9 protein-coding genes are annotated in these 13,370 nt (G+C 49.9%); 5 read left to right on the top strand and 4 right to left on the bottom strand.

From position 1 onward, the window contains the following. The first annotated feature begins 4 nt into the window (after positions 1-4). The 5 genes from P2W84_RS07370 (at position 5) to P2W84_RS07350 (ending at position 9,239) form a co-directional block, all read left to right on the top strand. A complete protein-coding gene (locus tag P2W84_RS07370; protein ID WP_276089478.1) occupies positions 5-295 on the top strand; it encodes a co-chaperone GroES in 291 nt (96 codons plus the stop codon). 43 nt (positions 296-338) lie between these two features. Beyond that, on the top strand, positions 339-1,982 hold the full coding sequence (gene groL, locus P2W84_RS07365; protein ID WP_276089477.1) for a chaperonin GroEL: 1,644 nt from the start codon (positions 339-341) through the stop codon (positions 1,980-1,982). 285 nt (positions 1,983-2,267) lie between these two features. Continuing rightward, a complete protein-coding gene (locus P2W84_RS07360) occupies positions 2,268-6,734 on the top strand; it encodes a PKD domain-containing protein (protein ID WP_276089476.1) in 4,467 nt (1,488 codons plus the stop codon). A gap of 3 nt (positions 6,735-6,737) precedes the next feature. Beyond that, on the top strand, positions 6,738-7,769 hold the full coding sequence (locus P2W84_RS07355) for a PorP/SprF family type IX secretion system membrane protein (protein WP_276089475.1): 1,032 nt from the start codon (positions 6,738-6,740) through the stop codon (positions 7,767-7,769). A 42-nt stretch (positions 7,770-7,811) separates the two neighbouring features. Further along, complete coding sequence (locus P2W84_RS07350; protein WP_276089474.1) at positions 7,812-9,239, top strand: L-serine ammonia-lyase; 1,428 nt, start codon at positions 7,812-7,814, stop codon at positions 9,237-9,239. A 6-nt stretch (positions 9,240-9,245) separates the two neighbouring features. Here P2W84_RS07350 and P2W84_RS07345 read toward each other — a convergent pair whose 3' ends face one another. The 4 genes from P2W84_RS07345 to P2W84_RS07330 are packed head-to-tail and all read right to left on the bottom strand — an operon-like array spanning position 9,246 to position 13,370. Next, on the bottom strand, positions 9,246-10,592 hold the full coding sequence (locus P2W84_RS07345; RefSeq protein WP_276089473.1) for a DUF58 domain-containing protein: 1,347 nt from the start codon (positions 10,590-10,592) through the stop codon (positions 9,246-9,248). Between the two features lie 2 nt (positions 10,593-10,594). Further along, positions 10,595-11,572: a MoxR family ATPase gene (locus tag P2W84_RS07340; RefSeq protein ID WP_276089472.1), complete on the bottom strand. Its 978-nt coding sequence runs from the start codon at positions 11,570-11,572 to the stop codon at positions 10,595-10,597. Positions 11,573-11,574: 2 nt separating this feature from the next. Next, complete coding sequence (locus P2W84_RS07335; protein WP_276089471.1) at positions 11,575-12,744, bottom strand: DUF4350 domain-containing protein; 1,170 nt, start codon at positions 12,742-12,744, stop codon at positions 11,575-11,577. Then, positions 12,741-13,370: a DUF4129 domain-containing protein gene (locus P2W84_RS07330; protein WP_276089470.1), complete on the bottom strand. Its 630-nt coding sequence runs from the start codon at positions 13,368-13,370 to the stop codon at positions 12,741-12,743. The genes P2W84_RS07335 and P2W84_RS07330 overlap by 4 nt, the downstream gene beginning before the upstream one ends.

The raw sequence follows: 13,370 nt of genomic DNA, 5'->3' as shown, positions 1-13,370 counted from the left end.
AGTTATGGCTTTAAACCTTAAACCCATTTCAGGAACAGCAAACAGAGTTATTGTTGAGCCTGCTGCGGCAGAAGAAAAAACGGCATCGGGTATCTATATTCCCGATACGGCAAAAGAAAAACCATCTAAAGGAACTGTTGTGTCGGTTTCCGAGGAAGATTCAGAAGGTAAGAAACCAACTGTAAAGGTAGGCGACGTAGTGATCTATGGCAAATACGGCGGCACTGAGTTCCCTTATGAAGGCAAGGATTACCTCATTATGCGTGAAACGGACATTTACGCAGTAATCGCCTAAACTGATTCATTAATTAAGTACTGTAAAAAAGTTTATATACAAAATGGCAAAACAAGTTAGATATAATGTAGAAGCCCGTGATGCCCTGAAAAAAGGTGTTGACATCCTGGCTAACGCAGTAAAAGTTACTCTGGGTCCTAAGGGACGTAACGTCATCATTGACAAAAAATTCGGTTCACCTGCAATCACCAAGGACGGTGTAACTGTGGCTAAAGAAATTGAGCTGAAAGATCCGATTGAAAATATGGGTGCCCAGATGGTGAAAGAGGTTGCTTCCAAGACTGCCGATATTGCAGGTGACGGAACAACTACTGCTACTGTACTTGCCCAGGCAATCGTTACTGCAGGCATTAAGAACGTTGCGGCCGGTGCGAACCCGATGGACCTGAAACGTGGCATCGATAAAGCAGTTGCTGCAATCGTTGAAAACCTCAGGTCGCAATCTCAGACTGTAGGCGAAGACAACAACAAGATCAAGCAGGTGGCTTCCATCTCTGCAAACAATGACGAGGTGATCGGTGCGCTGATCGCTGAGGCTATGGGTAAGGTAGGAAAAGATGGCGTAATCACTGTCGAAGAAGCGAAAGGCACTGAAACTGAGGTAAAAACTGTAGAAGGTATGCAGTTTGACCGCGGTTACCTTTCCCCATATTTTGTTACTAACGCAGACAAAATGGAAGCGGAACTTGACAATCCTTATATCCTGATCTATGACAAGAAGATCAGCAATATGAAGGAATTGCTTCCTGTACTTGAAAAACAGGTACAAACCGGCAAGCCTTTGCTGATCATCGCAGAAGACCTGGACGGCGAGGCGCTGGCTACACTGGTAGTGAACAAGATCCGCGGCTCCCTGAAAGTTGCAGCGGTTAAGGCTCCTGGTTTCGGTGACCGCAGAAAGGCCATGCTGGAGGATATTGCTATCCTGACCGGCGGAACTGTGATCTCTGAGGAAAGAGGTTATAAATTGGAAAATGCGGATTTGACTTACCTGGGTACTGCAGAGAAGGTTGTTGTAGACAAAGACAATACGACCATCATTAACGGTTCCGGTGAAACTGAAGATATCAAGGCCCGCGTTAACCAGATCAAGGCGCAGATCGAAACCACTACTTCTGATTACGACAAGGAAAAATTACAGGAGCGTCTGGCTAAGCTGGCCGGCGGTGTTGCTGTTCTTTATGTTGGTGCTGCTTCGGAAGTAGAGATGAAAGAGAAAAAAGACCGTGTGGATGATGCGCTGCATGCGACGCGTGCCGCTGTTGAAGAAGGTATCGTTGCCGGTGGCGGTGTGGCATTCATCCGTGCTATCGAGGCTCTGGAAGGCCTGAAAGGCGACAACGAAGATGAGACCACCGGTATCGCAATTGTTAAGCGTGCGGTTGAGGAGCCGTTGCGTCAGATCTGCCAGAATGCTGGTATTGAAGGCTCTATCGTCGTGCAGAAAGTTAAGGAAGGCAAAGCTGACTTTGGCTACAACGCACGTACAGATATTTACGAGAATTTAATTGCCGCTGGTGTAATCGACCCTACTAAGGTGAGCCGTGTTGCACTTGAAAATGCAGCTTCTATTGCAGCTATGTTGTTGACAACAGAATGCGTACTGGCTGACGATCCTGAGGATGCACCTGCAGCCGGTGCCGGAATGCCACCAATGGGCGGCGGCGGCATGGGCGGAATGATGTAATCATTTCCTCAAAACGTAGAAAAGCCCGCTGTGTACAGCGGGCTTTTTTTATGCTTGCAAATACTGAATTAGTTTTCTACATTTAATTGATCATCAAAAATGAGGAAACTATTACCCAAATTTCTACTTTTTTCAATTTTACTATTTCCATTTTTTATCAAGGCCCAGGTTGGTATTGGAATAGTAAATAGCGGCCCCTATGGTCGGGGAAGCACCTTTTCTGTACCTATATCCATTGGACCTGCAACTGCCTGTATAGATAGATTAAATATTTTCGAACTTTATTTGTCTGATGAAAACGGAAGTTTTGCAAATGAAGTCAAAATCGGGGAAAATAGCGGATTTTACACCACACATATCAACGGAACAATTCCGGCAAATACAACACCGGGGAATAATTACCGCATCCGCGTGAAAACAACTAATCCCGTAAGTACCACAGAATCAAATGGTATCATAAGTGTCGTTGCTGAATCCGGACCGACAACCACCGTTGCGCCCTCGTCTCCTTCAAATGTACTTTCGCCGGGTGTATTTGGCTGGTGTGGCAGCGCTGTCGGTGCAGGCAAAGCCATAATATTAAAACCAGACAACGGCTCGGAGGCACAGTTACTTGCACTTAGAAATGTAGCTACGGGTGTAATCCAAACTTATACCCTGACACCTGCGGGCTTTAGTATAGACAACCTGGCTCTGGGCTATTACACCGTTACGGTAAGCGGGACCCGAACTTCAGGAGGACAAACGATAAATTCAAGCCGGACCTATCTGCTGCTCAATGTGCCCTCAAAAGTAAACATCCAGTCCGGAGGTACAGACTTCGGATGTATAGACCCGGAAACAGGAGCCGGGGCCGATATATCCTATTCGGTAAATATTTCGGGTGAAACCGGCATACAGAACAATTATCCAGGTTCTACTTATCTAATCACCTGGGGTGATGGTAAAGAGGACCGTTATACGCATTGCGAACTTCTGGCAAAGAATGGGCTGATCACCCACAATTATAAGAAGACGTCGTGCGGGGAGCCGCCGATCAGCCTGGGCAACGGCACCGTTATTGAAAATGCGTTCCGTGTTTCGGTTTCGACGATAAACCCCTTTTGCCAGCAAGACCCGGTATCGGCCACAACTTATCCCAAGATTTTTTCCAAACCTGTGGCGCATATTGATCCTGCGACTGCAACAGCAGCCTGTATCAACAAACAAATTGTCTTCAGCAATACTTCTACCAGGGGCAATAACGCGGACTGCTCGCTGGGCATGCAATGGAAATGGTATGTGGACGACGTATTGATGAGTGATGAGGAGGTATTCGTTTATGAGGGCTTTAAAACTCCTGGCATACATGTGGTAAAGTTGGTCGCCAGTAACGACGTAGGGATCTGCAGGCCAAGTGAGGACATCAGGACAATCTGCGTGCAAAATCCGCCAGAACCGGCATTTACCCTAAACAGTAATTCTCCTGTTTGTGCGCCATTCACACTCAAACCGACGAATACCTCTGTAATTGATGCCAACTGCAATGCTCAAAACAGCTATCTGTGGACGGTAACAGGCGGGCCGGTCAGTTACCTGAATAACACCAGTGAAACCAGTAAAGAGCCTGAATTCGGTTTTACGAGTCCGGGTGTCTATAAAATCTCGCTCTCTGTTAGAACAGCCTCATGCGGCGAAGTAACGACACCTGAACAGACCATTGTCATCAACGGGCCCCCTTCGATACAGCTTTCACCGGATATTACCATATGCAACCTTGGCACTTATGATTTCAGCGACCTGACAAACGGCCCTACAAAGACTGCGTTTTCAGGTACGCAGGAAGCATTACCAGATACGTATACCTGGACAGTGACGGGCGGCGATTTTGCCTTTGCGCAGGGGAGCGATCTGCATTCCCAATTTCCAAAAATCGAATTCAGGGAGTATCAGACCTACACGGTAACGGTTATACATAAAAATAACTGCGGCACAGTAAGCGGTTCCCAGCAAATCACATTCAGGCCCTCTCCCACTGTAGATGCAGGGTCATACAATTCAATTTGCTTTAACGACGTCGTACAGCTTAAAGGCAAGATTACCGGTAATGTCAGCACCGCGGGATGGGTAGGAGGAACCGGCGTCTTTACCCCCGGGAGATCCGCACTGGACGCAACCTATACACCCTCTGCAAGTGAGCGGGCTGCGGGAAAGGTGGAACTGATATTGAGGGCGGAGACCAACCTTGCCCCACCTTGCAATGTGATCGAGAGCTTTGCCACAATTGCCCTTAAACCTGAAAACATCATTTCCGGCCCTGATGCTAAATCGATTTGTATATCCAGCGCTGTTGATTATACGCCCACAGCCCTCCCGGGAAGTACATTCAAATGGGAAGTAACTAACGCCACAAACGTAACAGGATATATCCAGACAGGCTCAGGAACGACGATCAGCGATGTACTGGGAACCTCCAATCCAGACCTGGCCGGTGAGATCACCTACCGGATCACACCGGTACTCGATGGTTGCGACGGCCGCCCCTTTGACCTTAAGATAACGGTTGTACCACAGCCCCGGGCTACAGCGGCTGTTAAGGATGCGGAGATCTGCAGCGGATCGCCTGCGGGGATCAGTATCAGCGGAAACCAGACGGGACTCAGGTATTTATGGACCAGCAGCACATCGGCGACAAGCATTACGGGTAATACACAAAATACATCTGCACCTGCAGCCATTGACAGGATCGACGATATCCTGACGAATAACGGATCTGGCGGCGAAACTGTCACCTATAAAATTGTCCCCGTTAACGATACAGGCTGTACCGGACCAGAGACGCAAATCGTTGTGACGATAAAATCCCCACCGGTTATTTCCAATAATACCATCAGCGGAGACCAGTCTGTCTGTGAAGGTACCACCGTTACCGGACTTACGGGTACCTTACCCTCGGGTGGAGGCGGTGTTTACAATTACCAGTGGCAATCGGCTACTGACGGGAATACATGGACAGACATTCCGTCTGCAACCGGCAAAGATTTCAACCCGGGTACCTTAACAACCACTACATGGTACCGCAGAGCCGTCATCGTTCCGAACTGCTCTGGTTCCCTTTCATTTTACAGCAACGTCATCAAAGTATTGGTAAACCTGAATGCTAAGGCTGAGTTTACCTACATATCGGATCTGGGTTGTGTCCCTTTCAGCATTGATGGTTCAAATATTACCGCAACAGCTTATGCAGACCGGAACGGAACTTACTCCTGGTATGTAGACAATGTCCTGATCGGCAACGGCATTAACTTTCCGGGCTATACCATTAATGAGGATAACCGGACAGTGACCATCAAACTGGTGGTCACAAGCAGCCAGGGCTGCGCACCCGCTGAAATGAGCCATGAGTTCGGCAGCCGCCAGTCCATAGCTGCTGCATTCGTTCAGGATAAAACAGAAGGCTGCGGGCCGCTGAGCGTCGTGTTTACCAATAAGTCTACTTCGCTTGCCAATACAACATTTGAATGGGATTTTGGCAATGGCCAGACTTCCGATAAAGCAACACCAGGAGCAATAACCTTTTTACCGGATCCTACCGGAAAAGATAAAACGTATACAGTGAAACTTACGGCTACCAGTGTCTGCGGGACATCTGCACCATTTGAATCAACGGTACTGGTAAGGGGAGCAGCCTTGTCTGTATTTTCACCGGACAGGACCGCAGGTTGCTCGCCTATGGCGGTCAGTTTCAGCAACACTTCCCCGGCAGCCAGCAATACTACTTATACCTTCGATTTCGGCGATGGCTCTCCGCTACTTACGGTCAATGACCGGCAAACGGTAAATCATACCTATACTGCACTGACACAGATCAGGACCTATACCGTGAAGATGACTACAAAAGGGCCATGCGGAGCGCATACCAGCGAACATAAAATAAATGTGGCACCGAATACAGTCGTTGCGGAACTGGTAGTCAATGGTCCCGACAAACGTGGTTGCGCACCTTTTACCGTACCCTTCTTTAACAATAGCACTGGTGCAGATGCTTTCGAATACGACTTCGGAGATGGCAGCACGGCACAAACAATCCGGTCGCCTGAACGCCTGGAACATACATTCACTCAGCCCGGAACCTACACCGTAGTACTGAAGGCTACCAACGGTTGTTCCGTTTCGAGCACCAGTGAAGTAATTACGGTACTGCCACAACCTTCGGTAAGTTTTACGGCCCTCAGGAATGAGGACTGCAATTGCCTGGAGGTCAACTTTACCAATACCAGTACTGATGGTGTCGCCTATACCTGGGATTTTGGCGACGGCGGCTCATCTTCTGAGACAAACCCGACCCATATTTATGCTGCTGTGGGGAAATATACCGTTCGCTTAACTGCTGCAAATCAAAACGGATGTGTCTCCACCGCCGCAAACGACATTGAAGTAACCGGAATCCCGGGAAACCTTTTTATACCGAATGCCTTTATGCCTACGGACCCGAACCCTGAACTCAGGTCATTCAGCGCCAAGGGCTCGGGCATACAGTCATGGAAGCTCAGCGTGTTCGACAAATGGGGCCAGCTGATGTGGGAAACCAGTGAGCTCAGTGATGGCAAACCGGTAAAAGGCTGGGACGGTACTTTTGGAGGAAGGCAAATGCCGCAGGGGGTCTATTTCTGGAAAGCCGACGTACAATTTCTCAATGGATCCGCCTGGAAGGGCATGTCTTACGGGCACACGCCTCCGAAACGAACGGGTATCATTAACTTAATCAGATAACATATGGGAAGAAGGGGGAAAAAATACTTACTGATTGTACTGGTGATGGTCCTTTCCGGGCGTATTTACGGACAAGACCACATTTACTCGCAGTTTTTTAACGCACCTATCTATCTGAACCCTGCGTTAACGGGGCAGTTTGAGGGTGACATCCGGATGAACCTGATATACAGGAACCAGTGGTCGGGGCTAACAGGCGACCTTTCTTACATCAGCGCCTCTGCCGACCTGAACATCCCGAAGTTTGGCGGAGGCGTGGGCTTACTGTTTACCCGCAGCAGCGAAGGCCTGGCCTATCTTAATAAAAATAACATTGCGGCAACGTATTCCTATAGTGTCGGCAATGATGAATTTGTACTGTCATTTGGCGTACAGGCCGGCTTCACCAACAGGAGGATAGACTGGAGCAGGCTGGTTTTTTCAGACCAGCTGGACATGCGCCTGGGTTACATGCCCGGCAGTACATCTTCCGCACAATTTCCTGATGCCAATAAAAAGTTTTATTTCGATGCTGCGGGAGGGTTAAACCTGGTCTACAGGGGATTCATGTTCGGCGCTGCTGTACATCACCTCAACCAGCCAGATGAGTCTTTTACGGGAACACAGGCTAAACTACCCATGCGGCTGGTCAGCAATTTAAGTTACAGGATCCCCCTAAACAGTGCCTATGTACAAAACGACGAGGATGGCGCATACCTGATCCCCTCCGCCGTCTATTATAAGCAGGCAAACCTGAGCTCGGTAAGTGGCGGGGTGCAATTTAAGTACAGAAGCATGAACACAGGTCTATGGTACAGGACAAGCGGTACGGGAAGCCCGGATGCAATCGTTCTTTCCCTTGCATTTGATATTTTCACCGACCGCAAGAATGGCGAGAAACTGCGCCTCGGGGTGAGTCATGATGCGACGACATCAAAGATCAACTATACCAATACAAACGGAACCACAGAAGCAAGTATTGGTTTTGAGAAATATTTCCCTAACAGTTCGGGCTACAACAAGTTCAATGGACTGAGATGCTATAATTTCTACTGAGATAACGCAGTCACATTTCTGATAATACCTTAGCTTTGCAGTATGCAAAGGGAACAAATCTCAGTTTTTGATATTTTCAAGATCGGAATAGGCCCGTCAAGTTCCCATACTCTGGGTCCCTGGAGGGCTGCACAGCAATTTACCGCATCACTTGTCAGGCTCGACTTATTAAATAAAGTAACTCAGGTCAAGATATTGCTGTATGGCTCACTGGCCAAAACCGGCAAAGGCCATGGAACCGACATCGCCATACTATTGGGGCTGACCGGAGCGGACCCGGTAACTTTTGATGTCAATGCAATAGACAGCACGGTGGACATCATTAAAAGGGACCGAAGACTGCCATTAAGCGGTGGCCGGGATATTGATTTTGATTACATTGAGGACCTGCTCTTTCTGTTTGCGGAAAGCCTGCCCTTTCATCCCAATGCGGTTACCTTCCAGGCCTTTTTACAAGACGGAACTGCATTCAGCGAGACCTATTACTCTATAGGGGGAGGTTTTGTGGTGAAAGAAGGAGAAAGCGGCAATGAGAAAGAACAGGTGGAACTGCCTTTCCCGGTAGAAAAAGCAGCTGATTTGTTGCACTGGTGCCTGACTACCGGGCTAAAGGTATCGGAAGTGGTGCAGGAGAATGAACTGGCCTGGAGACCGGAACCAGAAACCAGGCGGGGCATTTTGCAGCATTTTCATGTCATGAAGGACTGCATTTACCGCGGCTGCCATACCTCGGGTTTTCTGCCCGGAGGCCTGAACGTGGCCAGGCGTGCAGCCTCGCTTAATAAGCGGTTGATCGGCAGTGCCGTTTATACCAATTATGAGGAATGGGTGATGGCTATCAGAAACGGAGGCAACAGTTTTAATTACATCCTCGACTGGGTCAGCTGCTTCGCGCTTGCCGTAAACGAAGAGAATGCCTCCTTTGGACGCGTTGTGACTGCGCCTACGAATGGGGCAGCCGGTGTAATACCAGCTGTACTGCAGTATTTTATTACCTTTTGTGACGGCTTTACTGAGGATAAGATTATTCAGTTTATCTCATGTGCCTCTGAAGTGGGCAGCATTTTTAAGAAAGGCGCCACGATTTCCGCAGCGATGGGAGGCTGCCAAGCTGAGATCGGCGTGTCTTCTGCGATGGCCGCAGCGGCATTGACGGAATGCCTGGGTGGTTCTCAGCGACAGGTATTAATGGCTGCAGAAATTGCTATGGAGCATCATCTCGGGCTGACCTGTGACCCGATTGGCGGCCTGGTACAAGTTCCCTGCATCGAAAGGAACACCATGGGCGCGATCAAGGCAATCACGGCGAGCCAGCTCGCACTGCAGAGCAACCCGGACAAAGCCAAAGTGAGCCTGGATGCCGTAGTTCATACCATGTGGGAAACGGCTCTGGACATGAACTCAAAATATAAGGAGACTTCTGACGGAGGGCTGGCCACCAACATCCCGATCAGCCTTCCAGAGTGTTAGGAAGGCTTACAACTGGCGTCTTGCCTTTATTTCCAGGTATTTGTTGATGACATCCGCGCTGAGGTTCCGGGGTTTAGTGAGCAGGCCTGCGATGCCGAAGTTTTCGAGCTCGCGGACCATCATCTTCTTTTCATGTGCAAATTTTTCGGCAATCGTCTTCACATAGATTCCCTCGACGTCTTTTGCCGGGCTTTCGGTAAGCGACCTCAATTCCGTGTTTTCAAAAAACACCACCAGCAGCAAATGGTATTTTGACATTCTCCGCAGGTAGGGAAGCTGCCGGCGCAGGGCCTGCATACCCTCAAAATTCGTAAACAGGATGAGGAGGCTCCGCTGCCTGATCATGGTGCGGATCCGGATGAATAAGGCCTCCATATCCGACTCCAGGTACCTGGTCTTTTCATTATACAGTGTACTCATGATTTTCCCCAGGTGCCCGGGGCGCCTGTCAGCCGGCAACATCGTACCGGACTTTTCCGCAAAGGTGATCAGCCCGGCTTTGTCATCCCTGAGCAAAACAACATCTGAGAGGGCCAGGGAAGCATTGATCGAATAGTCAAGAAGGGTCATCCCGTCAAAAGGCATTTTCATGTTGCGCGACTTATCTACGATGCAATAGACATGCTGGGTCTTTTCATCGATGAAGGAATTGGTCATGAGTTCTGCCTTGCGGGCGGTGGCCTTCCAGTTTACCTTCCGGTAATCGTCGCCCTGTACATAATTTCTCACCTGTTCGAATTCAAGACTTTGCCCGATCCTGCGGATGCGCCGGTTCCCTGCGTCAGGCAGCCGGTTGGAGATGGCCATGAGCTCGTATTTTCTCAGCTGAAGAAACGAAGGATAAACAGGGACCGTGTGCCCGGAACCAAAGTTAAACCTGCGGCGGATCAGGCCGATCGGAGAGGAAACATACGCCCGAAGCAGCCCAAAGTGGTATTCACCCCTTTTTACAGGTCGCAGCATATAGCTGAAGCTGTATTTATCCTTCGCCTTCAGGTGTCTGAGGAATTCCTGGTCTCTGATCTGGAATTGGTAAGGCAGTTCATCGATGACGAGGACATCTACACTGAAGGGATAACGGTTTTCCAGACTCACCATGATCGTGTTGTCATCTCCGTTGCTCAGCCTTTCGGGAACAGTCCTCGCCCCGTCAAAGGGTTTGATGTAACGGAACATCAGGATCATGTCGATGAGCAGCAACAGCAGGAGCACACAAAAAAGTACATAGGCCAAGACCTGCAGGACGGGCAGAAAGAACGCGAAGAGGAACACGGAAACGCATAGCGCAATGCCCGCGAATAACCGGCCTGCCAGAAAAAGGTCAAGGTAATATTTCCTGTACAGTGCTTTCACGGCTAACGGGGTACCTCGATTTTCTGAATGATCTGTGCAATCACGTCGGCAGGAGTGCTGCCCTCCATTTCCTTGTCCGGAGTGAGGATAACCCGGTGCCCCAGGACCGGAACTGCCACCCTGACGATATCCTCAGGCGTTACAAAATCCCTTCCGTCGATTGCGGCTACAGACTTGGCGCCATTGATCAGGGCCAGGGATGCCCTTGGAGAACTGCCAAGGTAAAGTGATTTGCTGTGCCGTGTCTCATGACTGATCCTGGCGGCATATTCGATCACCTTCGCTTCCACATGGAGGCCTCTTACCAGCCTGCGGCAAGCGAGCACTTCATTCTTGTCCAGTATGGCCCCGACGGCTTCCAGCTGGTCTTCAGAACGGTGCTGATGCTGGCGGGTCAGCAGTTGTGTCTCTTCCTCAAGTGTGGGATACCCTACGCTGAGCTTAAAGAGGAACCGGTCTAGCTGCGCTTCGGGCAGCCTGTAGGTTCCTTCCTGTTCGACCGGATTCTGGGTAGCCAGTACCATAAAAGGCGCTTCCATCGGATAGGTAAAGCCGTCTATCGTCACCTGTCTTTCCTCCATGACCTCAAACAGCGCAGACTGCGTCTTTGCCGGCGCACGGTTGATCTCATCGATCAGGATGATATTGCCGAAAACAGGACCCTTTTTAAATTCGAAGGCAGCGGTTCTTGGGTCAAATACCGAAGTGCCCAATACGTCTGAGGGCATCAGGTCTGGCGTAAACTGTATTCTGGAGAAAAGTGCGTCGATGCTCCTGGCAATGAGCTTTGCCGTCAGTGTCTTGGCCACTCCCGGTACGCCTTCCAGCAGGATGTGGCCATCGGCCAGCAGCCCGGCAATAATGAGGTCGACAATCTCCGATTGTCCGATGATGATCTTTCCAAGGTTTTCCCGGATACGGCTAACGGCGCCGCTAAGTTCGCTAAGATCTGTCCGTTCCTGGGAGAATTCTGCTTCCATGTCTATTGGGATTGTTGGTGAAATGTTTCTATAAGTTGATTGAACCGGACCAGTTCACGTTCCGGGAGCTGCCCTGTGCCCTGCAGTCCTCTTAAGACCGTCAGCAGCTCTGCGACGACAGCTTCTTCTGCACCAGACATCCGGAGCAGTTCCTTTTCAAATCTGTGGTCCAGGGCTGATCCTTCCAGCCTGTAGGTATTCCTGATGTAATCCAGGAAGAAATGCATTTTTTTAATGGCAATGTCCTTGTGGTCACGCTGGTGATAATAAACCTGGCCTACGGTACGTACGAAATCTACGGATGAATTCCGGAGCGGGTCCGCCATCGGAATGATCCGCTGCCTGCGCTTGAGTTCGTAGAGTACAAATAAAAGGACACCGGTGATGCTCAGCAAATAGGCCCATCGAAGCATGTCGTACCGGAATAAGACCCGGAGAACATTTTCGTCCCGCCCGGTATTCCTGGTGAAGTGTTCGTCCCAGAGCAGGCTGTTACCAGCGGGCAGCAGCGACAGGGCCCTTTCGGCGTAAGCGGCGCCCATGGGATTGAGCAGGCTGTAATTGGTCAGCAGCTGTGGGTTCGGCATCAGGTATAAGGAACCCTTTCCAAAGGAAAATTTCAGAAAGTTTGCCTGCTTATTCCCGTTTATGCCAATGACCACGGCCCTGGCGCTGTCGAAATGCTTGAAATACCTGGGCATAACTTTATATTCAAACCGGTACCGCTGTTCGCCTTTGAATGGCAGGTTGATGAAACTTGTGTGCTGTATACCGGAAAGGCCTGCTTCATCTGCAGTCTTAAGGCTGAACTCCTGTGACAGGGTACGTCCGAAAGTGGATGCAGCGATAAAAACCTGGTTTCCCCGGCTGGCAAACTGCTTCAGCGCCTGGAGGTCTGCCGAATTTAAGCTGAGCGAATTTGCAATGACCAGATAGCTGGCCGGGTCCGTACGACTTAAGGCCGTACGCACAGGCTTGCCGGAAATGATAACTTCCCTGCCGGGAAAAATGTCGCCGATCCGGTTGAAGAGAATGTACAGCCCATACGGGATTTTGTCTTCCTTCAGGTAACTTTCCGTCCAGTCTACAGGTTTGGGACGGGTGAATTCCAGTACCAGGTAACCGGTCAGCAATGCGCAGCAGGCGATGATATAAAACCTGAAGCCCTTCATGCCGGGGACGAATTGAAGTTTTCAAAATCTGCCACTATCCTTTTGAAATCACCCGGCGCCGGGTCGATTTCCCCATACCAGGCACGTTCAAACTCCTGCGTCAGCTTTTTAAACCGCGCACTCCTGCCCGTATCCTGTATTTCCGTGATGTAGGTACGATTGGTCTTGTCCGGGCTCCAGATAATTTCATTACGGTCGCTCAGTTGCTTCAGCAATCTCAGGTAAAACATCCTTACCGCCAGGCGATAGTCCCCCGCATTGACCGCGCGGTGGATTTCCTGATTGAAATCGATCAGATGGATGTCCTCTGCATCAGCATTCTGCAGTGCAGGAATAGCTTTAGATGCCCTGCCGAAGACCAGGAGGTCCAGCCCCGCCGCTTTCAGGATCAGGAAGATCAACAGTCCGCTCAGGAGGAGGATTGCACCATAGGTAATGAACGGGCGGCTGTATTCACTGCCCAGCAAGGCATCCAGCATTTCCCAGAACCAGCGTACAAACCTGTCCCACCAGGAATCACCGGACAAAGTTTCCTGGTACCGGAATTCAGCCTGATGCGCGTAGTCGCGCAGGCTTTGGGCATTAAAATGCCTCAGACTGTCTGCTGTTCTCTGCGAAGCGATCAT

The organism is Pedobacter sp. JY14-1 (assembly GCF_029269825.1).
Classification (GTDB): Bacteria; Bacteroidota; Bacteroidia; order Sphingobacteriales; family Sphingobacteriaceae; genus Pedobacter.
The sequence above is the reverse complement of the archived record's forward strand: the minus strand, read 5'-3'. Positions and strand labels throughout refer to the sequence as shown.